General features: G+C 70.5%; 25 protein-coding genes. 13 read left to right on the top strand and 12 right to left on the bottom strand.

Annotated features, from left to right (window positions below):
* Positions 1-46 precede the first annotated feature (46 nt).
* On the bottom strand, positions 47-934 hold the full coding sequence (gene sucD, locus AB0M95_RS35650) for a succinate--CoA ligase subunit alpha (RefSeq protein WP_363774524.1): 888 nt from the start codon (positions 932-934) through the stop codon (positions 47-49).
* Positions 934-2,112 carry an ADP-forming succinate--CoA ligase subunit beta gene (gene sucC / locus AB0M95_RS35645; RefSeq protein ID WP_363774521.1) on the bottom strand — a complete coding sequence of 393 codons (1,179 nt, stop codon included), beginning with the start codon at positions 2,110-2,112 and terminating at the stop codon, positions 934-936. Before sucC ends, sucD begins: the two co-directional genes overlap by 1 nt.
* Positions 2,113-2,699: 587 nt before the next feature.
* Between sucC and AB0M95_RS35640 the strand changes: the two genes are divergently transcribed.
* Both AB0M95_RS35640 and AB0M95_RS35635 read left to right on the top strand, forming a co-directional pair.
* On the top strand, positions 2,700-3,572 hold the full coding sequence (locus AB0M95_RS35640) for a hypothetical protein (protein WP_363774518.1): 873 nt from the start codon (positions 2,700-2,702) through the stop codon (positions 3,570-3,572).
* Between the two features lie 79 nt (positions 3,573-3,651).
* Positions 3,652-4,500: a hypothetical protein gene (locus tag AB0M95_RS35635; RefSeq protein WP_363774515.1), complete on the top strand. Its 849-nt coding sequence runs from the start codon at positions 3,652-3,654 to the stop codon at positions 4,498-4,500.
* Positions 4,501-4,638: 138 nt separating this feature from the next.
* Here the strand turns inward: AB0M95_RS35635 and pcrA are convergent, their stop codons facing one another.
* Positions 4,639-6,867, bottom strand: a complete 2,229-nt coding sequence (gene pcrA, locus AB0M95_RS35630) for a DNA helicase PcrA (RefSeq protein ID WP_363774556.1) — start codon at positions 6,865-6,867, stop codon at positions 4,639-4,641.
* A 202-nt stretch (positions 6,868-7,069) separates the two neighbouring features.
* On the opposite strand from pcrA, the gene AB0M95_RS35625 reads away from it, so the two are divergent.
* On the top strand, positions 7,070-7,801 hold the full coding sequence (locus tag AB0M95_RS35625; protein ID WP_363774553.1) for a PIG-L deacetylase family protein: 732 nt from the start codon (positions 7,070-7,072) through the stop codon (positions 7,799-7,801).
* Positions 7,802-7,868: 67 nt separating this feature from the next.
* On the opposite strand, the gene AB0M95_RS35620 is transcribed toward AB0M95_RS35625, so the two are convergent.
* The 5 genes from AB0M95_RS35620 to AB0M95_RS35600 form a co-directional block, all read right to left on the bottom strand.
* The gene (locus AB0M95_RS35620; RefSeq protein WP_363774512.1) at positions 7,869-8,816 is read right to left on the bottom strand and encodes a CPBP family intramembrane glutamic endopeptidase; all 948 of its coding nucleotides are present in this window, start codon (positions 8,814-8,816) and stop codon (positions 7,869-7,871) included.
* The gene (locus AB0M95_RS35615; RefSeq protein ID WP_358524264.1) at positions 8,813-9,076 is read right to left on the bottom strand and encodes a WhiB family transcriptional regulator; all 264 of its coding nucleotides are present in this window, start codon (positions 9,074-9,076) and stop codon (positions 8,813-8,815) included. The genes AB0M95_RS35620 and AB0M95_RS35615 overlap by 4 nt, the downstream gene beginning before the upstream one ends.
* A 218-nt stretch (positions 9,077-9,294) precedes the next feature.
* A complete protein-coding gene (locus AB0M95_RS35610) occupies positions 9,295-9,996 on the bottom strand; it encodes a neutral zinc metallopeptidase (RefSeq protein ID WP_363774509.1) in 702 nt (233 codons plus the stop codon).
* Positions 9,997-10,048: 52 nt separating this feature from the next.
* Positions 10,049-10,681 carry a response regulator transcription factor gene (locus tag AB0M95_RS35605; protein WP_363774506.1) on the bottom strand — a complete coding sequence of 211 codons (633 nt, stop codon included), beginning with the start codon at positions 10,679-10,681 and terminating at the stop codon, positions 10,049-10,051.
* Positions 10,682-10,718: 37 nt separating this feature from the next.
* Positions 10,719-11,909: a PspC domain-containing protein gene (locus tag AB0M95_RS35600; protein WP_363774503.1), complete on the bottom strand. Its 1,191-nt coding sequence runs from the start codon at positions 11,907-11,909 to the stop codon at positions 10,719-10,721.
* Positions 11,910-12,042: 133 nt separating this feature from the next.
* Between AB0M95_RS35600 and AB0M95_RS35595 the strand changes: the two genes are divergently transcribed.
* The 10 genes from AB0M95_RS35595 (at position 12,043) to AB0M95_RS35550 (ending at position 21,146) form a co-directional block, all read left to right on the top strand.
* Complete coding sequence (locus tag AB0M95_RS35595) at positions 12,043-13,731, top strand: PspC domain-containing protein (RefSeq protein WP_363774500.1); 1,689 nt, start codon at positions 12,043-12,045, stop codon at positions 13,729-13,731.
* Positions 13,721-13,897, top strand: coding sequence for a hypothetical protein (locus AB0M95_RS35590; protein ID WP_363774497.1), 177 nt, complete (start codon positions 13,721-13,723; stop codon positions 13,895-13,897). The genes AB0M95_RS35595 and AB0M95_RS35590 overlap by 11 nt, the downstream gene beginning before the upstream one ends.
* An 84-nt stretch (positions 13,898-13,981) precedes the next feature.
* The gene (locus tag AB0M95_RS35585) at positions 13,982-14,434 is read left to right on the top strand and encodes a nuclear transport factor 2 family protein (RefSeq protein ID WP_363774494.1); all 453 of its coding nucleotides are present in this window, start codon (positions 13,982-13,984) and stop codon (positions 14,432-14,434) included.
* Between the two features lie 265 nt (positions 14,435-14,699).
* Positions 14,700-15,182 carry a (2Fe-2S)-binding protein gene (locus AB0M95_RS35580; protein WP_358524281.1) on the top strand — a complete coding sequence of 161 codons (483 nt, stop codon included), beginning with the start codon at positions 14,700-14,702 and terminating at the stop codon, positions 15,180-15,182.
* Positions 15,179-17,584, top strand: coding sequence for a xanthine dehydrogenase family protein molybdopterin-binding subunit (locus AB0M95_RS35575; RefSeq protein WP_363774491.1), 2,406 nt, complete (start codon positions 15,179-15,181; stop codon positions 17,582-17,584). Before AB0M95_RS35580 ends, AB0M95_RS35575 begins: the two co-directional genes overlap by 4 nt.
* A gap of 211 nt (positions 17,585-17,795) precedes the next feature.
* Positions 17,796-18,782 (top strand): xanthine dehydrogenase family protein subunit M, encoded by a 987-nt coding sequence (locus AB0M95_RS35570; RefSeq protein ID WP_363774488.1) that lies wholly within the window; start codon positions 17,796-17,798, stop codon positions 18,780-18,782.
* A gap of 30 nt (positions 18,783-18,812) precedes the next feature.
* Positions 18,813-19,001: a hypothetical protein gene (locus AB0M95_RS35565; protein WP_363774486.1), complete on the top strand. Its 189-nt coding sequence runs from the start codon at positions 18,813-18,815 to the stop codon at positions 18,999-19,001.
* A gap of 100 nt (positions 19,002-19,101) precedes the next feature.
* Entirely contained in the window at positions 19,102-19,662 is a 561-nt protein-coding gene (locus AB0M95_RS35560; RefSeq protein ID WP_363774483.1) for a TetR/AcrR family transcriptional regulator, read from the top strand.
* Positions 19,663-19,672: 10 nt separating this feature from the next.
* Entirely contained in the window at positions 19,673-20,029 is a 357-nt protein-coding gene (locus tag AB0M95_RS35555; RefSeq protein ID WP_363774480.1) for a hypothetical protein, read from the top strand.
* A gap of 61 nt (positions 20,030-20,090) precedes the next feature.
* On the top strand, positions 20,091-21,146 hold the full coding sequence (locus tag AB0M95_RS35550; protein ID WP_363774478.1) for an alpha/beta fold hydrolase: 1,056 nt from the start codon (positions 20,091-20,093) through the stop codon (positions 21,144-21,146).
* 49 nt (positions 21,147-21,195) lie between these two features.
* On the opposite strand, the gene AB0M95_RS35545 is transcribed toward AB0M95_RS35550, so the two are convergent.
* The 4 genes from AB0M95_RS35545 to AB0M95_RS35530 form a co-directional block, all read right to left on the bottom strand.
* Positions 21,196-22,434 carry a VCBS repeat-containing protein gene (locus AB0M95_RS35545; RefSeq protein ID WP_363774475.1) on the bottom strand — a complete coding sequence of 413 codons (1,239 nt, stop codon included), beginning with the start codon at positions 22,432-22,434 and terminating at the stop codon, positions 21,196-21,198.
* A 140-nt stretch (positions 22,435-22,574) separates the two neighbouring features.
* Positions 22,575-23,186, bottom strand: a complete 612-nt coding sequence (locus AB0M95_RS35540; RefSeq protein WP_363774472.1) for a Uma2 family endonuclease — start codon at positions 23,184-23,186, stop codon at positions 22,575-22,577.
* Positions 23,187-23,469: 283 nt separating this feature from the next.
* On the bottom strand, positions 23,470-24,975 hold the full coding sequence (locus AB0M95_RS35535) for a hypothetical protein (protein ID WP_363774469.1): 1,506 nt from the start codon (positions 24,973-24,975) through the stop codon (positions 23,470-23,472).
* A 413-nt stretch (positions 24,976-25,388) separates the two neighbouring features.
* Positions 25,389-25,631 (bottom strand): hypothetical protein, encoded by a 243-nt coding sequence (locus tag AB0M95_RS35530; protein ID WP_363774467.1) that lies wholly within the window; start codon positions 25,629-25,631, stop codon positions 25,389-25,391.
* Between the last annotated feature and the right edge of the window lie 122 nt (positions 25,632-25,753).

The following is a 25,753-nucleotide window of genomic DNA, read 5'->3' as shown; positions in this document are numbered from 1 at the left end:
GGCGCTTCTGATGGTCACCGGTCGTGTGCGGTGCACCGGTGGGCGTTCAGAGGGAACGCATGACCTCACGCATGAGGCGGGCGGTCTCGCTGGGGGTCTTGCCGACGCGGACGCCGACCTTCTCCAGCGCTTCCTTCTTGGCCTGCGCCGTTCCGGCCGAGCCGGAGACGATCGCACCGGCGTGGCCCATGGTCTTGCCCTCGGGGGCCGTGAAGCCCGCGACGTAGGCGACGACCGGCTTGGTGACGTGCTCCTCGATGTAGGCCGCGGCGCGCTCCTCGGCGTCGCCGCCGATCTCGCCGATCATCACGATCGCGGCCGTGCCGGGGTCGTTCTGGAACGCCTCCAGCGCGTCGATGTGCGTGGTGCCGATCACCGGGTCGCCGCCGATGCCGACGGCCGTCGAGAAGCCGATGTCGCGCAGCTCGTACATGAGCTGGTAGGTCAGCGTGCCCGACTTGCTCACCAGGCCGATGCGGCCCGCCGAGGTGATGTCGGCCGGGATGATGCCGGCGTTGGAGGCGCCGGGCGAGGCGATGCCGGGGCAGTTCGGGCCGATGATGCGGGTCTTGGCGCCCTTGGAGATGCTGTAGGCCCAGAACTCGGTGGTGTCGTGCACGGGCACGCCCTCGGTGATGACCACGGCGAGCGGGATCTCGGCGTCGATCGCCTCGATGACGGCGGCCTTGGTGAACGCAGGAGGCACGAAGATCACGCTGACATCGGCGCCCGTGCCGGCCATGGCCTCGGCCACGGTGGCGAAGACGGGCAGGCCCACGCCGTCGAAGTCGACGGTGGTGCCGGCCTTGCGGGGGTTCGTCCCGCCGACGACCTTGGCACCGGCCTTGAGCATGCGACGGGTGTGCTTCGACCCCTCGGAGCCCGTGATGCCCTGGACGATGATCTTGCTGTTCTCGGTCAGCCAGATTGCCATTACGCACCTACCGCTGCGAGCTCGGCGGCCCGCTTGGCCGCATCGTCCATCGTGTCCACCAGTTCGACGCGGGAGAGGCCCGCGTCGGACAGAATCTGCCGCCCGAGGGTGGCGTTGTTGCCGTCCAGCCGGACGACCAGCGGGTGCGTCACGGCCTCGCCGCGGTCGGAGAGCAGCTTGAACGCCGAGATGATGCCGTTGGCGACGGCGTCGCAGGCGGTGATGCCGCCGAAGACGTTGACGAACACCGACTTCACGCTCGGGTCCGACAGGACGATCTCCAGGCCGTTGGCCATGACCTCGGCCGAGGCGCCGCCGCCGATATCGAGGAAGTTCGCGGGCCGCTGGCCGCCGTACTGCTCGCCGGCGTAGGCCACGACGTCCAGCGTCGACATGACCAGGCCCGCGCCGTTGCCGATGATGCCGACCGACCCGTCGAGCTTGACGTAGTTGAGGTCCTTCTCCTTGGCCCGGGCCTCGAGCGGGTCCTCGGCGGCCTTGTCGGCGTGCGCCGCGTGCTCGGTCTGGCGGAAGGAGGCGTTGTCGTCCAGGGTGACCTTGCCGTCGAGGGCCTTCACCTGGCCGTCCTGCGTGAGGATCAGCGGGTTGACCTCGACGAGCGTGGCGTCCTCGTCGACGAAGACGGCCCACAGCTTCTCGATGATCTCGGCGGCGCCGTCCAGCGCGGCCTCCGGCAGGCCGCCGGCCTGGGCGATCTCGCGGCCGCGCGCGCGGTCGACGCCGGTCAGCGGGGAGACCGGGATCTGGGCGACCTTGTCGGGCGCGGTGTGGGCGACCTCTTCGATGTCCATGCCGCCCGAGGCGGAGCAGATGGCGAGGAAGGTGCGGTTCGCGCGGTCGAGCAGGAAGGAGAAGTAGTACTCCTCCGCGATCGCGCTGGCTTCTTCGACGAGGACCTTGTGAACGGTGTGGCCCTTGATGTCCATGCCGAGGATGCCGGTGGCCTTCTGCTCGGCGTCGGCGGCGTCGTCGGCGACCTTGACGCCACCCGCCTTGCCACGGCCCCCGGTCTTGACCTGGGCCTTGACGACGACGCGACCGGTCAGCTGCGCTGCCGCCGCCCGCGCTTCCTCCACGGTGTGCGCGACGATGCCGCGCGGCACCGGGATGCCATACTCCGCGAAGAGCTCCTTCGCCTGATGTTCGAACAGGTCCACGAGGGTCCGTCCTTGCTAGTCCGGCTGACTTCTTCTCTACGTTGAGGACCAGACCCCGGGGACCCGCGCTCTGCCGCTCTGCCGGGAAGCCTGGCCTCAGAAGCCTAGCCGCCACCGGGATGTGTGGCGCCCGCCGGGGGGCCTTTACCCCCTCGACTCATGTAATGCGATACGGCAAATTTTCCTAAATTTCGCCAAACCGGGTTGATGACGGCCGCGTCCCGCCCGGTCCGTGGTCCGAGGACGACGCCGTCGGACGCTGATCGCCGGACCGCTCCCCCTCCTCGCGAGGCCGCCACCGCCTGGCCCCGTCCCCGGGTCGCCGCCCTGCTCCCGACCTGGTGCCCGCCCTCCCGCCTGCCCTGGTCGTCGGCATGGTCGTCGGCCTGGTCGTCGGCCGGTGAGGTCGTCGCGTCACGACGGGCGATTCGCACATGCCGATATTTCGCCCGGTTATCGTCATTTCGTCTAAAACACGTCTATATCAGGGATTCCGTGATATCTACATGATCTCGACTGGCGAGAACGCCGGGACCCTCCACCACGGGACAGGGTCATACAACAGGAGGAACCCCTCAATGAGGCGAATGATCGCCCTAACCGCGGTCGCCGTGGCCGCGCCCGCGCTCGCACTGACCGTGCCCGCCACAGCGCACGCCACCCCCAGCACCACCACAGTGAAGTCCGCCCTCGCGCCGGCCGGCCCGGTCGACGCCCTGCGGCAGCAGTTCGCCGCGAAGGGCTCCGTCCGGATCAGCGAGGACGCGCGGATGGCGTTCGACGGAAAGGTCGGCCTGCGCTCCCGCATCGCGGGCGTCGTGCGCTTCGGGAAGTCCGGCCCCGACGCCGTCGACCTCAAGATGACGAGCAAGGCGGGCAAGACCGTCGACCGGATGCAGGTCATCACGGTCGGCGGGAAGACGTACACGAAGAGCCCGCTGTACGACGACATGCTGCCGGCGGGACGGAGCTGGGTGCGCACGACCGGCGGCGTGTCCAGCACCAGCGGCGGCACGATCGACATCCTGCAGCCGAAGATCCTGAAGGCGGTGCTCGCGCACACCAAGAGCAAGGCCCCAGGCGGCACGGTCGGCGGCGCGCGCACCGTCCTGCTGAGCGGTTCGATCAAGCTGAGCGACCTGGCCAAGGCGTCGCCGGACGTCGACGTGCTCGCCAAGATGTTCAAGACGGGCAAGACCATCAGCCTGCCCTGGAAGCTGTGGGTGGGCGCCGACCAACTGCCGCGGCGGTTCCAGTCGACGTTCTCGCTCTCGGGCGGGGACCTGATGGGCGACATGTCGATCGCCACCGACACCAGCTTCACCGCGTGGGGCGCGAAGGTCGTCATCAAAGCTCCCCCGGCCGACCTGGTCGTCGACGAGAAGGACCTGACCGAGGAGCTTCCGGAGCTGCCCAACTTCTCGACCAAGGTCCCCGGACTCGCCTCCCGTGAGAGCTGACCTGGGAGCTGACCTGGGAGCTGACCGCCCGCGCCCCGGCCGTCCGGCGAAGGACCACCGCTCCCTGCGATGAATCACCGTGACGGCCGTGGTCGCGGCCGCCCTGGCCGTCCCCGCGGCCGCCACGGCGAGCGCGCAGGCGGCTCCGGCCACGCCGGTCGGCACCCTCGCCCGGCTCCTGGCCAAGGGCTCGAGCGTCAAGGTCACCAGCCGGTACGCCACCACGTCGAAGGGCACGACGGACGACTGGAGGGAGACCGGCGCGCTGCGGCTCGGCCGCTCCGGCGTCGTCGCCTCCGACCTGACCGGCCGGTACGTGAACTTCTCCGAACGCGACCGGGCCGAGGAGCAGGAGAAGCCCCGGCGGTACGTCACCTTCCCGAAGGTGGAGTACGGGTCGGGTCCTCTCTGGGAGCCGTACCTGCCCATGGGGAAGACGTGGGTGCGCTTCACCGGCAAGGACGCCGCCGCGCCCGGCCTGGCGACCCTCGCCGACATCTTCGAACCGGGGGTGTACCAGGGGCTGCTCGCCACGACCTCGGTCAAGCGGGACGGCGGCAAGGTCGGCGGGACCCCGACGACCCTCTACGAAGGCGCCATCCCCTTCGGCAAGCTGTACGCGCTGGCGCCATCGCTGCACACGCCCTATTGGAAGCCCGACCGGGCCAGCGCCAAGGTCAAGGTGCGGTGGAAGCTGTGGCTCGGCAAGGACAAGCTGGCGCGGCGCCTCGTCACCACGTACACGCTGGACGAGGGCTTCCAATTCGCCTGGAAGAACGTGGTCGACACGAGCTTCTCGTCGTGGGGGGCGAAGGTCTCCATCACCGCGCCGCCGGCCGTTGAGGTGGTCGACTACGACGACCTCGGTCCCGACGTGCCGCAGGACCTCATCACGATGGTCCCCAGCGCGGCCTCTCGCGAGCGCTGACGCGCGGGGATCGACGAGACGCGCATGGAATAAGCAGGCCCGGTGAGCATGCTCACCGGGCCTCACGTCGCACAGGCCGTCGCCATGGCCCCCGACCGGCCGAGCCCATCCAGCCGGTCGGGGGAGTCGGCGCGCGGCTCAGAGCTTTTCGATCGGCGCGTACGCCAGCAGCAGCGTCTTCTCGTCGCCGGAGCCGAAGTCGATCTTGACCCGGGTCTTCTCGGCCGCCCCTTCGACCGCCACGACGGTGCCAAGACCGAACGTGTCGTGGGTGACCCGGTCGCCGGGGCTGAGGCTGGGGATCACCCGCCCGCCGGTCTTCGCGGGCGCGGCCGGCCTGCGGGACTCGCGGACGGTGGCCGCGGCCCACGCGGTCTTCTGCGGATCGCTACGCCAGTCCAGCAGGTCGGACGGGACCTCGGCCAGGAACCGGGAGGCGGGGTTGAACGCGGGAGACCCCCACGAGCTGCGCACGGCCGCGCGCGAGACGTACAGCCGCTGCTGGGCGCGGGTGATGCCGACGTAGGCGAGGCGGCGCTCTTCCTCCAGCTCGCGGGGCTCGCCCAGGGAGCGCATGTGGGGGAAGACGCCGTCTTCCAGGCCGGTGAGGAAGACGACGGGGAACTCCAGGCCCTTGGCGGTGTGCAGTGTCATCAGCGTGACGACGCCCTGGTGGTCCTCGCCTTCGGGGATCTGGTCGGCGTCGGCGACCAGCGAGACCTGCTCCAGGAAGTCGACCAGCGTGCCCTCGGGGTTGGCCTCCTCGAACTCCTGGGCCACGGAGATCAGCTCGTTGAGGTTCTCCAGCCTGCTCTCGTCCTGGGGGTCGCCCGAGGTCTCCAGCTCGGTGCGGTAGCCCGTACTGGTCAGGACCTCCTCGGCGAGCTCGGACAGCGGGAGCTCCTTGCCGCGCAGGTCTTCGAGCAGCGCGACGAACTCCTTGATCGCGTTCAGCGAGCGGGTGGCGAGGCCGTGGGCCTCGTCGGCGCGGCGCAGCCCCTCCCAGAAGCTGACGCGCTCGCGCAGCGCGAACGCCTCGATCATGGCCTCCGCGCGGTCGCCGATGCCGCGCTTGGGGACGTTGATCACGCGCCGCAGCGAGACGGTGTCGTTGGGGTTGGCGAGGACCCGCAGGTAGGCCAGCAGATCGCGGACCTCCTTGCGCTCGTAGAAGCGCACGCCGCCGACGACCTTGTACGGCAGGCCGGTGCGGATGAAGATCTCTTCGAAGACGCGGGAGGCGGCGTTGGTGCGGTAGAAGACGGCGACCTGGCCGGGCGTGACGCCCTCGTCGTCGGCGAGGCGGTCGACCTCCTGCGCGACGAACATGGCCTCGTCGTGCTCGTTGTCGGCGACGTAGCCGATGATCTTGGGCCCGGCGCCCTGGTCGGACCAGAGGTTCTTCGGCTTGCGCCCCTCGTTGCGCGCGATCACCGCGTTGGCGGCCGACAGGATGGTCTGGGTGGAGCGGTAGTTCTGCTCCAGCAGGATCGTGCGGGCCTGGGGGTAGTCGCGCTCGAACTCCAGGATGTTGCGGATGGTCGCGCCGCGGAAGGCGTAGATCGACTGGTCGGCGTCGCCCACCACGCACAGCTCGGCGGGCTCCACGGCGCCCTCGCGGCCCTCGCGGACGGGCACGCCGTCGGCGGTGCGGGCCTCGGCCATGCCCACCAGCTCTCTGATCAGCATGTACTGGGCGTGGTTGGTGTCCTGGTACTCGTCGACCATGACGTGGCGGAAGCGGCGGCGGTAGTGCTCCGCGACGTCGGGGAAGAGCTGGAACAGCGTGACCGTCAGCATGATCAGGTCGTCGAAGTCCATCGCGTCGGCCTCGGTGAGCCGGCGCTGGTAGGCGCGGTACGCCTCGGCGAGCGTGCGCTCCAGGTGGGTCTGCGCCTTGTCCTTGGCCGTGTCGTAGTCGACCAGCTCGTTCTTGAGGTTGCTGACCTGCGCGGAGAACGAGCGCGGCGGGTAGCGCTTGGGATCGAGGTCGAGCTCGCGGCAGACCATCGCCATCAGCCGCTGCGAGTCGGCCTGGTCGTAGATCGAGAAGCTGGACGAGAACCCGAGCCGCTTGGCCTCGCGGCGCAGGATGCGCACGCAGGCGCTGTGGAACGTCATCACCCACATCGCCTTGGACCGCGGGCCGATGAGGCGGTCGACCCGCTCCTTCATCTCTTTGGCGGCCTTGTTGGTGAAGGTGATCGCGAGGATCTCCTGAGGCTGCACATGCCGCTCGGACAGCAGATAGGCGATGCGGTGGGTGAGCACCCGCGTCTTCCCCGAGCCCGCACCCGCGACGATCAGCAGAGGGGCCCCCTCATGGACGACGGCGTCGCGCTGCTGCGGGTTGAGACCGTCGAGCAGGGGGTGGTCTACGGCGGGATTCGCGGCTCGGGTGGACACCCCACTAGATTATGGCGCTCCACCGACAACAGACGCCGCTTCGGCGACCCCTGCCGCCCCTGATTCACCACCGGATCGGCTCGATAGTGCCTGCGCTCATGCGAGACGCTGGAAATATCGGGTTGATGCCGTTTGTGACCGGCGTAGCGAACGTAGGAGGATCATCGTGACCGCACTTGACGATGCCGAGGTCAGCACCGTTCTCGTGGTGACCGCTCACCCCGACGACGTGGACTTCGGCGCTGCCGGGACGGTGGCCACGTTCACCGACAAGGGGATCCGCGTCGTGTACTGCGTGGTGACCGACGGCGACGCGGGCGGCTTCGACCGCGAGCTGGACAACGGCGGCATGGCCGAACTGCGGCGCGCCGAGCAGACGGAGGCCGCCAAGCGGGTGGGCGTCAGCGATCTGCGGTTCCTCGGCTACCACGACGGCACCGTCGAGCAGACCCTGGGCCTGCGCCGCGACATCGCGCGGGTGATCCGCCAGGTGCGTCCCGACCGTGTGATCACCTCGAGCCCCGAACGCAACTACGCCCGGATCCAGCCGAGCCACCCCGACCACCGCGCCGTCGGCGGCGCCACGCTGGACGCGGTCTACCCCGACGCGCGCAACCCGTACGCCTTCCCCGAACTGCTGAACGACGAGGGCCTGGAGGCGTGGTCGGTCAAGGAGGTGTGGCTGACGGGCGGGCAGAACGGCAACCACTACGTCGACATCACCGAGACCGTCGACCGCAAGATCGCCGCCCTGCGGGCGCACGTCAGCCAGACCGCGCACGTCGCCGACGGCATCGAGCAGTTCGTCCGGGGCTTCCTGGCGGCCAACGCCAAGGCGGCGGGCCTGCCCGAGGGCCGCTACGCCGAGGGCTTCCTGGTCGTCCCCACCGGCTGACCTGTTCGGGGCGCGGCGGTGTTCTGGAGGAACGAACCCCTTCCGAGTGACGACGGAAGAACGCCGCCTAAAGAGCGCCCCGAACCGCCGTGCCGGAGGCGCGGCAATAGGCACAGCCGCGCCGGGCGCGGGCGAGCCGGCGCGCGGCCCGTCCGGCGACGTACCCCAGCGTGTTGGTGGCCAGGTGCAGCAGCGCCGGCGCGAGCAGTCCGCCACGTCGGCGCAGCTCGTGGAACGCCACGCCGGCCAGGCCCGTGGCGGCCACCGACCCGGCGACGACGCGGACCGCCCCCGCTCCCGGCCGCGCGGAACCCGCCTCAGACCCCACGGAACCCGCCCCAGGCCGCGCGGAACCCGCCTCGCCCGAGGCGAGCCGGCCGAGGGAGGGGTTGGCGGACGCCATGTCCAGCGAGGGCAGGACGTGCCACAGCCCGAACAGCGCCGAGGCGCCCGCGACGGACGCCACCGGGCCGCAGGCGCGGCGCAGCGCGGCGGGCAGCACCCCGCGGAACGCGACCTCCTCCAGCAGGACGGTGCCCAGCGGCACCTGGACCAGGACCTCCTCGGCCAGGCGGGCCCGGGATAGCCGCAGCGCGCGCTCGTCCAGGAGCAGGGGGCGGGTGCGCGGGGTCAGGACCCCGGCCGTGTAGACGACGGCGACGGCGGCGGCCAGCGCGCCGCCGATCTTCGCGCCCCGGGTGGGGTCGGTGAAGCCCATCTCCTGCCAGGTGAGGCCCGCGCGCCGGGCCAGCGCCACCAGCGTGCCCGCGGCCACGGCCGAGGTCAGGGGCGCCAGGCGCCGCGCGACCCGGTTGTTCAGCACGTTGGCCGCCACCAGCACACCCACACCCGGCACCACGACCCGCGCGAAGGCGGAATCGGTCTTGAGGACGGGCGCGAGCCGGGCACCGGCCTCCAGGCGCGGCGCGAGGACGCTGAGAAGGTCAGCGGGCATGACGCGGGCACCGGTCTCCAGGCGCGGGGCGGCGACGCGCCCGAGAAGGGAATCGGTCACGAGGCTCGCCGGCCCCAGCCCGGGGGGAAGCGCAGGCTGCGGCGCTCGGCCGTGGTCAGGCCGCCCCAGATGCCCTCGCGCTCGCCCGCGCGCACGGCGTAGGCCCGGCATTCGAGGATGACCGGGCACGAGGCGCACACGGCCTTGGCCTTCGCCTCCTGCTCGGGGAACGGCGCGTCGGGGAAGAACAGCTCGGGATCGGCCGCCCGGCACGCCCCTCTGCTCGCCCAGCCCGCCTCGCGAGCGGCCCGCGTATCCATGAACCACCTCCCGGCCCGCGCGGCCCCCGCTGGTGGCCCCGCGTGCGTCGTCTCCCCTGCCGACCCCCTTGGCCCCCGGGTGCGGGGCCGCCTGCCAGACCGCCAGACTACGGGCCCGCCGGGCGCGGCACATCCGTCCTCAGGATTAGCCGGTCCGCGCCGCCAGGAGTAGCCGGGCCCGGTCGCGGCTCACCGTCGCGGCGTAGGCCGGGCACACTTCAGCACGCGTCAACGCCGTTGTTGAAGCCGTTGGCGAAGGACTGCTGCCGCTGGGCGGGGGTGCCGTGGGCGTCGGGCCGCAGCCACTCGTCGGTCGGGTCGCCCGCGGCTGCGAGGTTGGCGAGCAGTTCCTCGTCGTCGCCCGGCTCGGCCTCGATCTGCCCGGCGTCGATCATGCCGGACAGCGCGCCCCCGGCGTAGCAGTCGGCCTGGAGCTCGCGCTGGACGTTGAGGGTGAAGTCGCTCATGAGCTGAGCCTGGACGGCGTGTCCCAGCTCGTGCGGGATGATCACGTACACCGCGCCGTCGCCGCCGTTCTCGTACAGCTTGCGCATCCACGCCTCGTCGTAGGCGACGAAGTGCCCGAGCGGGCAGTAGAAGGCGTTCTCGGGCACGGCCGACTGGTCGCCGCAGGCCGGGCCGTCCGCACCGGAGTACGCCTCGAAGGCCTCGATCGGCCGGTAGACCCGGCCCGCGGCCTCGAACCTCCCCTGCCAGAACCGCTCGGTGAGGGTGCGCGCGAGCTGCACGTCCTCCTCGAAGTTCTGCCCGAAGGAGCTGCTCGGTGAGGAGGACGCGGGGGCGGGCTCGGCGTCCCCGCCGGGGCCGGATTCCTGGACGGGCCCGGCGGAGCCGCAGCCCGAGGCGAGCAGCGCGGCCAGAAATAACGGGAGAAACGGGAGGAGGGTGCGGCGCTTCACATATCCCATCCTGGCGGACCCGCCACGCCCGCGCGCCGGACTCACACGAGACTTACACGAGACGCCGCGCCGTAGCCCAGCGAGACAGCTCGTGGCGGTTGGAGAGCTGAAGTTTGCGCAGGACGGACGAGACGTGCGTCTCGACCGTCTTCACCGAGATGAAAAGCTCCTTGGCGATCTCCTTGTAGGCGTACCCCCGGGCGATCAGCCGCAGCACCTCCCGCTCGCGCGAGGTCAGCGAGTCCAGCTCGGGGTCGATCGACGGCGCCTCGGTGGAGGCGAACGCGTCCAGCACGAACCCGGCCAGCCGCGGCGAGAACACCGCGTCGCCCTCCGAGACCCGGACGATCGCGTCGGTCAGCTCCTTGCCGCTGATCGTCTTGGTGACGTAGCCACGCGCGCCGCCGCGGATCACCCCGATGACGTCCTCGGCGGCGTCGGACACCGACAGCGCGAGGAAACGGACCTGCGCCCCCGAGCCGAGCACCCGGCGCAGGACCTCCTGGCCGCCGCCCCCGGGCATGTGGACGTCGAGCAGGACCACGTCGGGCTTGAGGGATTCGATGGCGACGACGGCCGACTCGACGTCCTCGGCCTCGCCGACCACCTCGATCTGCGGGCCCAGCTCGGCGCGCACGCCGGACCGGAAGAGCCGGTGGTCGTCCACGATCAGTACCTTGACCATCGTCACAGCTCCCTCGCACACCGGGTCGGATCGCAGATCACGATTTCTCCCGTTTCATCGTCAGCATTACCTCGGTCCCGTCGCCGGGCTCGGTCTTCACCCGCGCGCTGCCACCGTGCCGCTCCATGCGGCCGATGATCGACTGGCGGATGCCCATGCGGTCGTCGGGAACGTCGTCCATGTTGAACCCCTTGCCGCGATCCCTGACGAACACGGTGACCTCCTCCGCCTCCACCTCGACATAGACGGAGATGACCGGCGCCTCAGCGTATTTCGCCGCGTTGACCATCGCCTGCCGGGCCGCCTGCAACATTGCGCGCAGCCCGTCGTCCAGGTCGCAGTCGCCCACGCAGACGATCTCGATGGGGATGCCGTGCTCGTCCTCGATCTCGGCCGCCGCCCGGCGCACGGCCGCCGCGATCGTCGCGTCGGCGTCGGACTTGGGCTGGTACAGCCAGTTGCGCAGCTCGCGCTCCTGCGATCGGGCCAGGCGTGTGACCTCGAACGGGTCGTGCGCGCTGCGCTGGATCAGCGTGAGCGTGTGCAGGACGGAGTCGTGGACGTGCGCGGCCATCTCGGCGCGCTCCTCCTGGCGGATGCGCTCCCTGCGCTCCTTCTGGAGCTCCTTCCACAGGCCGGTCAGCCAGGGCGCGGCGATCAGCCCGATGCCCCCGACGACGACGGCCGTGAACACCAGCCCCGGGCGGGCCTCGGCCAGCTTGCCCTGCGCGGCCAGGAAGCCGATCGCGCCGATCACGACCAGCACCAGGCCGATGCCCGTGCGAATCCAGGACCTGCGCACCTGCCGGACCGCGTCGGTCATCCAGCGCTGGCGGCGGCCGGGGTCGGCCTGCTGCCAGAGGATCAGCGCGCCGATGCCGCCCACGGCGATCGACCAGGTGCCGACCCCGCCGGTGGACGCGCCCGTGAGCCAGCCGAAGAACGTCAGGGCGATGCCGAGCACGCCGTACGCGGTCGCCTGGCCCCAGTCGCGGCTCGGCGGCTCCCCGGCGGGAAGCGGCTCGCGCGGCGTGAACATCCACAGCGCGGCGTACGCCAGGACGCCCAGCCCGTCCAGCACGCTGAGCAGCACGAACGCGAGCCGCAGCACGACAGGGTCCAGGTTGAGCTGGGCGGCGGCCCCGTGGGCGACGCCCGCGACGACCCGGCCGCGCAGCGGGCGGATCAGGCGAGGGTAGGCCTCGGGAAGGGTGGGGGTCTCAGACATCTCTCGAGCATCGTCACATGTGAAGGGCCCGGCACGCATCAGGGCGCTCCCTGACTCATGCCCTGAGAGGTCCGGGACGAGTCAGGGGTTCCCCGGATGGTGAGCCGGAGGTGGCGGCGGCCACGATGGTTCCATGACCGAAGCAGGCGGTGCCGGCACGACGCACGAGACGGGGGAGGCCCCGGACGAGCGGCGCGTGCTCCAGCGTAGCGACGAGGGACGGATGCTCACAGGGGTGTGCGCCGGGCTCGGCCGCTACGTGCGGATGGACCCGGTGATCTTCCGGGTGGGCTTCGCCGTGCTGGTCGTCGGGTCCGGCATCGGCATCATTTTGTACGTCGCGGCCTTCCTGCTCATGAAGAACACCAACGGCGGCCCCGGCTACGTCGAGCAGTGGAGCCGCCGCATCTTCGACGCCGAGACCGTCATGGCGATCCTCGCCGCGATCCTGGCGCTCGGCGTCGTGATCAACGTCGCGGCGGACGGCATCGGCACCTCGACCATCGCCGTCGGCACCCTGCTCGCCATCGCGCTGCTCGCGGCGCACGGGCGGGGCGTCGACCTGCTGGCCATGACCAAGAGCCTGCCCGAGCGGGTGAAGGGCAGGCCCGGCGTCGAGCCGGTGCCGGGGCCCTGGGCGCACGGCCCTCAGGACCCGGGCGCGTACGCCCAAACCGTCGCGCAGAACCTCGCGCAGAACGCGCAGACCTTCACGCAGAACTTCACGCAGAACCTCGGTCAGACCCTCGGGCGGACCTTCGGGCAGAGGTCCGGGCAGCCTGAGCAGGCGCACAGCGCCACCCCGGCGGACGCTCCCGTGGACCAGCCCGTGGACGCCCCCGTGGACGCCCCCGCCGACTCTCCGCCGCCTTTGGACGCGCCCGCCGACCCACGGCAGGCCGCCCCCGGCGCGCGAGAGGCGTACCAGCCTCAGCCGGAGTACCGCCGCCTGTCCGACCTGGCCCGCGAGTCCCGTCCCGGCGGGTTCGACTCCTCGGGCGAGCCTTTCGCCCCGCACGGCCCGTACAGCTCCCAGAGCCCGTACGGTTCTCAGAGCCCGTACGGTTCTCAGAGCCCGTACGGTTCTCAGAGCCCGTACAGCTCTCAGAGCCCCTACGGTTCCCGCAGCACGTACGGCCCGCCGCAGGCGTACGAGCCGCACGATTGGGCCTACACCAGGCGCGCCGCGACGGCCCCGGCCCGGCCCAAGCGCCCGAAATCTTTCATCGGCGGCATAACGATATTCGCCGCTTTCGTGGTCGGAGGGATCATGGTCGCCACGCAGTCGTCCTCCAGCACGCTCAACTTTCCTGTGGTGGGCGCAGCCGTGCTCATCACGATCGGCGCCGGGCTCCTGATGGCGACGTGGTTCGGCCGGGGCGCGGGCCTCGTGGCGACCGGCACATTGATGTCAATTGTCCTGGTGGCGGGGTCGACGGTGAACGGTATTCCGAAGAAGATCGGCAGCTACACATGGGAGCCGCTGGACAGCTCCCAGGCCGTCCGCGCCTACACGGTGGGCATCGGCGACGGCACGCTCGACCTGCGCGACACCAAGCTCGCCCCCGGGTCGCGCACGCGCTTCGACGCCTCGGTGTCGATCGGCGAGCTGAAGGTGATCGTCCCGGCCACGGCGCGCGTCGAGGTGTACGGCTACGCCAGGCTCGGCGACGTCAAGATCGAGCATGCCGTGCAGGGCGGCACGGACGTCCACCACGACAAGATCCTTGAGCCGGACGTGACCCCCAAGGACGCCCCCGCCGTGATCGAGCTGCACGTCAAGGCCGGCATCGGCGACGTCGAGGTGCGCCGTGCGGCATAAGACCGACTGGCTGTCGCTGCTCTGCGGCCTGCTGTTCGTGGGCGTCGGCATCCGCTACCTCACCGGGCCACCGCCGGACATGCGGCTCATGGCGCTGATCCTGCTGGTCGGACTGGGTTTCGCCGGGTTCGTGGCGATCATCGCGAAGGCGGTCCGCAAGCGCTGACGGTCCCGCCCCGCAGACCGGGGAAGGACGCCGCGCACGTGGGTATGCCCAGGCCATGACCCGTCCGACCTGGGAGGATCCACGATGGCCTCGATCACGCCGCCGTTCACCGAAGAGTCCGCGCGGGCGAAGGTCCAGGCGGCGGAGGACGCGTGGAACACCCGGGATCCGCACCAGGTGGCCCTCGCGTACACACCGGACTCGGTGTGGCGCAACCGGTCGGAGTTCATGACCGGCCGCGAGGAGATCACCCGGTTCCTCTCCCGCAAGTGGGCCAGGGAGCTGGACTACGCGCTGCGCAAGGAGCTGTGGGCCTTCACCGGCGACCGCATCGCCGTCCGGTTCCAGTACGAGTGCCACGACACGGACGGCCAGTGGTGGCGCAGCTACGGCAACGAGCTGTGGGAGTTCGACGAGGCGGGCCTGATGCGGCGGCGCGAGGCCAGCATCAACGATCTGCCGATCGCGGAGGCCGACCGCCGCGTCTTCGGCTCCCGGCCACCGGCGGAACTGGGCCGGCCGTTCCCCCTCGAATGACCGTCCCCATCGTGGAGCGACCGCCCTCGACGGGACGATACGGAAGCGGCGTGGCCGGACGGCCGCGCTCTCCGAGCCCTGGGGGTTGACCGTGCACCTCAGGGGCGTACGTTCGCTTTGTCGGCTCTCACAACGTCGAATCTCTCACCGTCAGTGCGCTCGCCACCATGTGACCTCTGGGCACCCCACGGCGGGCCGCCTCCCGCGAGGGGCGCACAGTCCGGCGCACGGCGATGGACGTCCGGCCCGCGTGCTTGGAGGAGCGATGACCCGCATCACCGTCACCGTCGACGGCGTCGTGCACGAGGAGGAGGTGGAGCCACGTCTGCTCCTCGTCCACCTGCTGCGCGACCGGCTCGGCAAGATCGGCACCCCGATCGGCTGCGACACGAGCAACTGCGGCGCCTGCACGATCATGATGGACGGCAGGAGCGTGAAGAGCTGCTCCGTCCTCGCCGTGCAGGCCGACGGCAGCGACCTCCTCACCATCGAGGGCCTGGCCGACGGCGCCACCTGGCACCCCATGCAGCGCGCCTTCCACGAGGAGCACGCCCTCCAGTGCGGCTACTGCACCCCCGGCATGATCATGGCCGCGATCGACCTGCTCAAGGACGACCCCGACCCCTCCGACGAGGCGATCCGCCACGGCCTGGAGGGCAACCTGTGCCGCTGCACGGGCTACTCCAACATCGTCAAGGCCGTACGGCGCGGCGCGCGGGCCATGGGCGACCAGGAGGTGACGACATGACCGAGGAACTCGACGCCGGGATCGTCGCCCGGCGGATCGCCGAGAGCGGAGAGCCCGGCGAACCCGCGCGGGACGCCCACGAGGTCGGCGCGGCGCGCAGGCGCAAGGAGGACGCCCGGCTGGTGACCGGGCGCACGCGGTGGACCGACAACATCCAGCTCCCCGGCATGCTGTACGTCGCGTTCCTGCGCAGCCCGATGGCGCACGCCCGCATCACCCGCGTGGACGCCTCCCCCGCCCTGCACAGGCCCGGCGTCGTGGCCGCGTTCACCGGCCGCGACCTCGCCGGCGAACAGGGCAGCCTGCCGTGCGCGTGGCCCGTCACCGAGGACATCGTCGTCCCCGCGCACCCGCCCATAGCGGTGGACGAGGTCCGGTACGCCGGCGAGGCCGTGGCCTGCGTCGTCGCCACCGACCGGTACCGGGCGTACGACGCGCTGGAGTCCATCGAGATCGACTACGAGCCGCTCCCCGCCGTGCTCGACATGAACGCGGCCCTCGACGACGGCGCGCCCCGCGTCCACGAGGAGGGCAACCGCGCGTACGTCTGGAAGTTCGGCACCGGCGACATCGACGCGGCGTTCCGCGGCGCGCCCGTGGTGGTCGAGCGGACGTTCGTCCAGCAGCGGCTGATCCCCACGGCGATGGAGCCGCGCGCGGTCGCGGCGCAGACCGACGGCGACGCGTTCACGCTGCACTCCTCCACCCAGGTCCCGCACATCCTGCGGATCATGCTCGCCACGGTGACCGGGATCCCGGAGCACAAACTACGCGTGATCGCCCCCGACGTCGGCGGCGGGTTCGGCTCCAAGCTCCAGGTCACGGCCGAGGAGGTGCTCCTGCTCCTCCTCACCAGACGCCTCGGCAAGCCCGTCAAGTGGACCGAGTCCCGCTCGGAGGGCAACCTGACCGTGCACCACGGCCGCGGCCAGATCCAGCGCCTCTCACTCGCCGCCGAGGCCGACGGGCGGCTGCGGGGCCTGCGCGTCGACCTGCTGGCCGACATGGGCGCCTACCTGATGCTGATCACGCCCGGCATCCCGATCCTCGGCGCCTTCATGTACAACGGCATCTACAAGATGGACGCCTACGACTTCACCTGCACGGGCGTGTTCACCACCAAGATGCCCACCGACGCCTACCGCGGCGCGGGCCGTCCCGAGGCGACGTTCGCCATCGAGCGGCTGATGGACGAACTGGCCGCCGAGCTGGGCCTGGACCCGATCGAGGTCCGGCGGCGCAACTGGATCACCCGCGAGGAGTTCCCGTACACCACGGTCGCGAACATGACCTACGACTCCGGCGACTACGAGGCCGCGACCGAGAAGGCGCTCGCGCTGTTCGGCTACGACGAGCTCAGGGCCGAGCAGGCCGGCCGCCGCGACCGGCACGACCCCGTCCAGCTCGGCATCGGCGTCTCCACCTACACCGAGATGTGCGGACTCGCCCCGAGCCGGGTGCTCGGCTCGCTCAGCTACGGCGCCGGCGGCTGGGAGTACGCGGCCGTGCGGATGCTGCCCACCGGCAAGGTCGAGGTGGTGACCGGCGTCAGCCCGCACGGCCAGGGCCACGAGACCGCGTGGAGCCAGATCGCCGCCGACGCGCTCGGCGTGCCGTTCGAGGACGTCGCGGTGGTGCACGGGGACACGGCCGTCGCCCACAAGGGCATGGACACCTACGGCTCCCGCTCGCTCGCGGTCGGCGGCGTCGCCCTGGTGCGGGCGTGCGACAAGGTCAAGGAGAAGGCGCGGCACGTCGCCGCGCACATGCTGGAGGCGTCCGCCGAGGACATCGAGTTCTCCGGCGGCACGTTCCGCGTGCGCGGCACCGACGCGGGCACGACGATCCAGGAGATCGCGCTGGCCGTGTTCGGCGCGCACGACCTGCCCGACGGCGTCGAAGCGAGCCTGGACTCCGACGCGACCTTCGACCCCGAGGACTTCTCCTTCCCCCACGGCACCCACCTGTGCGCCGTGGAGGTCGACACCGAGACCGGGGCCACGAGGATCCGGTCGTACGTCGCGGTGGACGACGTCGGCAAGGTGATCAACCCGCTGATCGTGGAGGGCCAGGTGCACGGCGGGCTCGCCCAGGGCATCGCGCAGGCGCTGTTCGAGGAGGCCGTCTACGACTCCGAGGGCAACCTGCTCACCACGACCATGGCCGACTACCTGCTGCCGTCCGCCGACGACCTGCCCGAGTTCGTCACCGCCAGGACCGAGAGCCCCGCGACGGGCAACCCCCTCGGGGTCAAGGGCGTCGGCGAGGCGGGCACGATCGCCTCCACGCCCGCCGTGGTCAACGCCGTCGTGGACGCGCTGCGCCCGTACGGCGTGCGCGACGTCCCGATGCCGTGCACACCCGAACGGGTGTGGCGCGCGGTCCAGGGAGCCGCCTCATGATCGCCCCTGCCCACGAGCCCCTTCGCCGGGCGCGGCGAGCGGCGGATGGAGCCCACCCGCCGACGCGACGCCCTGTCCAGGTCCGGGCGGCGGCCGGCCCGGGCGCCTTGGGATCCCGCCCACCTACGACACGTCCTGTCGAGGCAAACGCGGAGGCGACGCATGAGGTCGCCGAGCGTTACCTGCGGCCAGCGGTATGCGGAGGTATGTCATGATCCCGGCGAGTTTCGACTACGTGCGCGCGTCCTCCATGGACGAGGCCGTCGAGGTGCTGGCCGACGCCGGCGAGGAGGCCAAGGTGCTGTCCGGCGGGCAGTCCCTGCTGCCCCTGCTGCGGCTGCGGCTCGCCTACCCCAGCGTGCTGGTCGACGTCGGACGGCTGCCCGAGCTGCGCGGCGTCCGCGACGAGGGCGGCCACGTCCACATCGGCGCCACCACCACCCTCGACGAGGTCGTCCGCTCGCCGGTCGTCCGCGCCGGATGCCCGCTGGTGGCGCTGGCCACGGCGACCGTCGCCGACCCCGCCGTCCGGCACCGGGGGACGTTCGGCGGCTCCCTCGCCCACGCCGACCCCGCCGGGGACCTGCCCGCCGTCGCGGTGGCCCTGGACATGGAGTTCGTCCTGCGCTCCACGACGGGTGAGCGGGTGGTCGCGGCGGCGGACTTCTTCACCGACTACCTGGAGACCGCGCTCGAACCGGGCGAACTCGTCACCGGGGTGCGCGTGCCCAAGCTAGGCGAGGGCTGGGGCTTCCACTACGAGAAGTTCCACCGCACCGCCCAGGCCTGGGCCATCGTCGGCGTCGCCGCCGCCGTGAAGGTCTCCATGTCGGCCACGGGCACCCGCCGCGTCGAGGAGGCCCGGGTCGGCCTCACCAACATGGGCCCGACCCCGCTCCGCGCGACCGTCGTGGAATCCGCCGCTCAGGGCGCCGAACTCGCACCCCCCGGCGCCTCCACCACCGTCCCCTCCTCCACCTCGGCATCGTTTCCCGCGTCCATCTCCGGGCCCGTCTCCCGTAACGGCTCGACCTCCGCGAACGGCTCGACCCGCCCCGACCCCCTGCGCGAGGCCGCCTCCCACGCCGACGAGGACACCTCCCCGACCACCGACCTCCACGCCACCCCCGACTACCGCAGACACCTCGCCCAAGTCCTCACCCACCGCGCCCTACGCGCAGCCGCCGCAGCCGTGTAAAAGCGCGGCATCGTTCTCCGGCACCTGTGGGTGCGGCTCCCGGACGGCTACGACGACACCGAGGTCGCCGCCCGCGCGCCGGCCGCGGGAGTCATGATCTCCCCCGGGCCGGCCTGGTTCACGGCCGAACGCGACAGTCCGTACCTGCGGCTCACCTACGGAGAGACTCCGCTGTCCCGACTGGTCGAGGGAGTGCGACGCCTGGCGTCGGTGATGTGAGGCTCCCACGTCTCCCCGAGGCCCGTCTGGCGTGCGAGGTCAGCGAGTTTAGGAACGATCGTTCTTGACTGATCGTTCCTAAACTCGCTACGGTCACCACATGGGCCGGCCGAGAGGTTTTGACGAGACCGAGGTGGTGCGAGCGGCGGCGGCGCTGTTCGCTCACCGGGCATACGACGGCATCTCCATCGACGACCTGGTCGCCCACCTCGGCATACATCGCAACAGCCTGTACAAGACGTTCGGCAGCAAGCGGGGCCTGTACATGGCCGCCTTGCGGTGGCATGCGGAAAACCAGGTGCGCCCGCTGATCCTCGCGATCGGCGAGGCCCACGACTTCGCCGAAGCGGCGCGCCGAGCGCTGACCGGCCAAGGGGACGCTTCGGCCCTGGACCTGCTCCTGATGGCGGCGGTCGAACGCGCGCCGGCGGACCCGGAGGTCGCCGCCGAGGTCACCGCGGTCCTGGACGCCCTCGACGAGGCGCTCGCCGTCGGCCCGGCCGGCGGAATCCCCACGCCTGGGCTGGCGGGCGCCCTGACCTCGGCGCTGCTCGGACTCCGACTGCGGGCCAGGACGGCGTCATCCAGTGCCGGATCCGAGCAGGCGGGCGCCGCTCTGGCGCGACACCTTGCCCCCCACAATCCTGACCTTTCCCCATAAGGAGCACGAAGTGGCACGAGTGCACATCGACGGCGACACGCTGGTCGTCGTCATCGAGGGGCTGGACAAGCTCTGGGCATTGAAGAGCCGTCTGACCATTCCGCTCTCCAACGTCCGCGGCGCCACCGACGATCCGGGCGTGATCAACGAATCCAAGGGCATCCGCGCCCCGGGGACGCACGTGCCCGGCGTGATCACCGCCGGCACCTTCCACCTGGACGGCGAACGGATCTTCTGGGACGTCCAGAACCCCGCCAAGGCCATCGTCATCGAACTGGCGGATGATCGCTACGCCCGCCTCATCGTCCAGGTCGACGACCCTCGCGCCGCCGTCGCGCTCATCCAAGGCGCCATCGCCCGGGCCTGACCGCGCCTGCCCGGTCGCAGGCACACACGACCAACTCGGACCTACCCCCTAGGGAACCCCCATGACCCGGCGCCGAATCGCGCTCACCCTGCTCCTGACCGCCGCCACGACGGTCATCGCCGCCATCCCCGCCCAAGCCGCGCCACGCCACGTCCGGGCCGAGGACCGCGAGGTGGTGTTCACCGTCGAGGACACCCGGACCTACGGCACCCTGCACGTGCCCGCACACCGCATCGGGCAGCGGCTGCCGGCCGCGCTGCTGCTGCCCGGCAGCGGACCGACCGACCGCAACGGCGACCAGCCACCGGTGCTGACGCCGCACACTCTGGCAAAGCTCGCGACCGCACTGGACGAAGACAAGATCATCACGTTGCGCTTCGACAAGTACGGCAGCGGCAAGACCGGCCTGGGCGCCTACACGGAGCACCCGGAGAACATCGACTATCCGGCTTTCGTGCGCCAGGCGGCGGCCGCCTACACCCTGCTGCTCCGGCAGCCCGAAACCGACCGGCGAGCCCTGTCCGTGATCGGGCACAGTGAAGGGGCTCTCACCGCCCTGATGCTCGCCAACGAGGTACGGCCGCGCCCGGCGGGCCTCGCGCTTCTGCAACCGCAGGCGCTCCGCCTGCTGGATGTGGTCGCCCTCCAACTGCACGATCAGATCGCCAAGGCCACCCAAGCCGGGCAGTTCACTCCCGAGCAGCAACGCGCCATCGACACGGCCATCGACCGCGCGATCGTCGACCTGCGCGCCCGCCGCCCGGTCGACACCACCGACCTGCCGGCGCCCATCGTCCAACTCTTCCAGGCGTTCCAGGGGACCAACCGGCGCTTCATCGAGTCCGACGACGCCGTCTATCCCCCCGACGTCGCGCGCCGTCTGCGCGCCGGCACCCGGGTCCTGCTGACCTGCGGAACCAATGACCCGCAGGTCCCCTGCGCCACCACCGACGCGCTGACCGAGGCCCTGCACAAGGCGCACACCACTGGTCCCGGACGCGTCGTGCTCCAAGGCATCGACCACAACCTGCGCGACGCCGCCCATCCCGATCTCCTCGCGGCGGACGCTCTCTCCGCCCTGCGAGCCTTCACCTCCCGCTGGCGTCACGCCGGGTGAGGAAGCCCGAGGCGGGCCGCATTCTCCAAAGCTCAGTCAACGCCGTCTTTCAGGAGGGCTGGCTGGAGCCGAGGCCGCCGGGGAGGCTGAGGCGGAGCTTCTGCGCGCCCACGTGCGCGCCGCTCGGAAGGACCTCCAGCGCGCCGACGCCGTACACGCCCGGCAGGCCCGCGATGACGTCGGCGCGGCGGTCACCGCGGACGTCGGCCAGGCGCAGGCTGGTGCCGTACCTGGTCTCGTAGGTGTCGTGCGCGTACCGCTGGATCGGCTCCGCGCCCACGCCCGTGGCCGTCCCGGCGTACAGCACGGCCCAGTCGTGGTCGCCCTCGGTGGCGATGTGGACGGCAAGGTCGGCGCGGCCGTCCCCGGTGACGTCGCCGAGGCCCACGTTGACCGGGTAGCCGTCCCCCGTCGCCACCGTCTGCGCCGGGGCGAACCCGTTCCCCCGGCTGAGCTGGACGAGCACCCGGAAGTTCTCGCCCTCGGCTGAGGTGATCCGGACGAGATCGGCCCTGTGGTCGCCGTTCACGTCCGCGACGGCGAGGTCACGGGCGGCCCGCTCAGTGGGAGTGATCGACCAGGCGTTCTTCAGCGAGAGCCCCGAAGGGGAGCCGGGCACGACGGTGATCCGCTGGGGGCCGACCGCGTCCGGCACGGCCACGCGGTGCTCGGTCGCCACGAGGTCGCGACGCCCGTCGCCGTTCACGTCGCCGGCGGCGAGCCTCGCGCCGAACTGCGGGGCGCCGTCGGCCAGGCGGCCGGCCACCCGCAGTCCGGCCTTGCTCCCGCGCAGCACGACGACCTCCTTGTTCCCGGCGACGGCCACGTCCCCGTAGCCGTCGCCGTCGAAGTCGGCGGCCGCCATCGCGGGCTCGGTCACCGGCCAGGTGATCACCTTGGCGTCCGCGCCGCGCAGCCCGGTCGCCGACCCGCGGAAGACCACGAGCTTCTTGCGGGCGGACGCCAGGACGTCGGCGTAGCCGTCCCCGTCGAAGTCGCCCGAGGCGAGCACCCGCCCGAGGTTCTCCCGTGCGGCGGGACCGGCGAGCGTAGCGACCCGCCCCTGAGTGGAGACCTGCCTCGCGCCGCCGAAGTAGACGACCACGCCTCCCGCGTCGCTCTTCCCCTTCACTTTCAGGAGAGGCAACCCGGCGATGACATCGACACGCCCGTCCCCGTTGACGTCGCCCGCCACCGCCGGCCTGACAGGTTTGGCCTCGGCGGGCGCGGCGACCCCGGCCAGCCCCACCGCGACGGCCACGACGAGGCCGCCCTTCCCTACGCGCATGACCGTCTCCTTCGGAGTCCCTGTCCCATGAGACGCCCGTCCGGGCCCCGATGTTGGCGACGTCCCGAGATACACCACGGTAGCGATAGCGATCATCGCAACCCGAACCTACGCCACCTGACCCGGCGGCGGATGGTCACTCAGAATTCGAGAAGTGCGGCAGGATCGAAGGAAACCTCGAAGGGCTTGTTCGCTTCGATCTCGCTCGTCAGGACCTTCCCCGCTGCGACGGACGATGCCACCACGTACCCGTCGCGCTCCCCCAGCACCAGCACCTGCACCCGCGGCTCAGGATTGTGATCCACAATCCAGTACTGAGGAATGCCGACAGTGGCGTACTCCCCGACCTTGCGCACACGGTCGTTACGCTCGCTACTGCTTCCTGGAGAAACGACCTCGACGGCCAAAAGCACTTCCCTGCCGGGAATCACCTTTGGTGACTCATCGATGATCGCAGCCCGCGCGACCTCACGCGGGATGACGAAGACGTCGGGCTTACGGATCCCAGCGGGAGTACTGATCTCCCACTCCCCTCCGTCGCACACGATCACCGCTGCCCCGGAACGCACCGCAGCCGCCTCGATGATCCGGGACAGGTTCCGGGCCACCCAGTTGTCCCGGGAGCCGGCCGCCACCTCGATCAGCCACCCGTCCTCAAGCTCGAACCCCTTGCCGTCCTCGGGAAGCTCATGAAGATCAAGGACGGTATACGGCCCGAACTCGATCTCGTGGGCCAAGCCACGTCCGCTCATGACCTCGCCTCCTGACGATCGCTTCGGCTTCTTTGACCTATAGCAACACCGCGCGCGAAGCTCTCGTCCAGAGCACGTCGCAGCCCGATGTTGCGGGCACTGCTCTCATGGTCCCGCTGCCAGGCAGGAAGCACTCGGTCTCGCTGCGCCTTGACGCCGCCCGCGTAGAAGATGTGTGCACGTCGAACGCCGAAGCAGCCACCGACGCAGAGTCTTCCTGCATGGGTCAGCTTCCTCGACGATCGGCGCAGATTGTCCCGAGCACGCCCGAACGACGGAGGTGTTACGCCGGGACTCCGAGGGCGCGAAGCTTCTCGTCCAGGGCGCGGACGTAGGTGTTGGTGGCCCAGGGCTGGAGTTGCTGCCTGGCCGTACGGACACTGTGACCGAGGCGCAGTGAACTGTGCTCGGCGATGATCTGAGCGGCCTCGCCAAGCCGCTGAGTGGCAGCCTGTATTTCTCGTTTCTGGATCAAAGCTGTCGCCTGCACCACAAGCGCGCGTCCGCGCGTCTTCGGGAATGACCTTCCCATTCCCGTCAGCGCTTGCTCTCCCGCCCGAAGCGCTTCGTCCGAGCGCTTGAGTGCCGCCAGACAGTAGCCGATGTTGTAGTGCGTTACCTCCGGAGTGCACCAGGCGAGGTGAGAAGGATCGGCTTCGGTGCGAGGAGCGCTGGCGAGTTCACACGCGCGATCGAGAACGCGAATCCCTTCCTCCCCCTTACCGGAGCCGGCCAGCGCTCGGGCGAGAGGATGTGCGATGGCCGCCTGCTGGAGACGACTCGAGCTCTGTTTCGCCCATGCCTGCGCGGCGTACGCGTGGTCGAGCGCCTTGGCCGGCTTTCCCTGAGAACTCGCCACATGGGCCAGGCAGCCATGGAGGTGCGCGATGATGCCTGGCTCACGCACCTCGTAAGCCGCCTCGACCCCTTCCTCGTATCGGCGGACGGCCCCGACGTAGTCCACCAGGTCATAACAGAGCCAGCCTCCCAGGTGGGACAAACCCGAGTAGGCCACGACAAGGCGGTCGCGCAGCGCGGGTGTGAGCGATTCACGGCTAAGGAGACCGGCAATGACACCGCGCTGCGCGTCCGCCACTGGAAGCAGCTTCGCGGGTCCGTACGTCTGCTCGATCTGCCAGCATTGGGCGATCAGCTTCTCGACTGCTGTCACCGTCTGGGCATCCACACGGCTGGTCCCCTGGACGGCCTGTGCGAGCCGTGCCTCCTCGTCAGAGGTGAGGTGGCGCAGCAGGCGCAGCGCGGGAACGCCTCCCAGGGCCACCGCCAGTTCGAAGAGTAGTTCGCGTCGCTTCACGTCGGCCTCCTCGGCGGTGAGAGCGCGGAACAAGGCGGCACAGGCCTCGGGCCGTACCCCGGAAGTCGCTACCGAGGTCCGCACCGGCCATGCTCCAGCGGTCGGTTCCATGCTGACATGGGAAATTTCCGGCGTGGCAGCCGTGAGGCGAACGCGCTGGAAGGGATCGAGGTGACGGTAATCGGCCGCGTCGATCAGCTCACGGTCGTGAGCGCCGTAAGTGCTGTAAGTTTCGTCGGTCACCAGACGCCGTGCCGTGGTCTGGTAGATGCGCGCCAGCAGATCGAGCACACGCGGAGAGGGACGACGCCTGCCCTGCGGCCACCCCTCCAGGTCGTACAGCCGCGCCGTACGCATCGACGCCGAACCCGCCGGATCCAGATCATTGAACGCCGCCACGACCTGAGCAGCAGTCAGCCCATGGGCATATCGATGCAACAACAACGGACTGTCATCAAGATCCAGCGCGTGCACGTCCGCGACCTGCTCGAACGTGAACCCCTTCCCCCGCAAGACCTCACTACGCCTCCGGCAGGCGAGCAAGACACGATGCCCCTCAGTCACATCTCCCCCTCGGCCAGGCACGCACACGGACGCCGCTTCGCCGTGCGACCCGCACCACTTTACTAACGGAGAGTACTCACATGACTACCGAATCGCCTGCCTCGCGAGCCATGCCCCACGACAGCGCGGTGAACTCGACAGACCGCACAGTGGAGGTGAAGGAGGCGGGAAGGCCACGCGCCGGAGCGGCTAACTCGCTCGGCACCGCCGTCCGCCTGACATGTCCGCGCGGGACAACGGCCTCTTGGCATGATCGCGTCCGGCGTCCAGGAGGCCGAGGCAGCCGAGTGCGCGAGGTCCTTTCGTCCCGGACCTCGCGGGCGTCACCGCTGCTCTGCTGACACCTCCCCTGCCTCGCCCACGTCCCCCGCGCCCCCTGCCTTCCGCGCCTCCAAGGCTTCGGCTATCGCGGCGAACTCGGCGAGAGCCGCCTGGAGGTCCTCGACGATCTCACGGGCGATCACCTCGGGCGGCAGCAGGCTGTCGGCGTCCTCAAGACTGCGATCCTTCAACCAGGTGATGTCGAGGTTGACCTTGTCGCGGGCGACGAGTTCCCTTGATCCCAAGCGGTGAAGGCAATCGGGCTATTGGGGTGATCGACAGATCGGGGAATTACGGGGAGAAGTCTTCTTCTCGTCGTCGCTGATCTTTTGACTTTGAGAGTCTCGACGGACTGAGCCACTTGGGG

This window comes from Sphaerisporangium sp. NPDC051017 (assembly GCF_040683095.1).
Classification (GTDB): domain Bacteria; phylum Actinomycetota; class Actinomycetes; order Streptosporangiales; family Streptosporangiaceae; genus Sphaerisporangium.
Note: the sequence above shows the minus strand (reverse complement) of the source record. Positions and strands in the feature narration are given on the sequence as shown.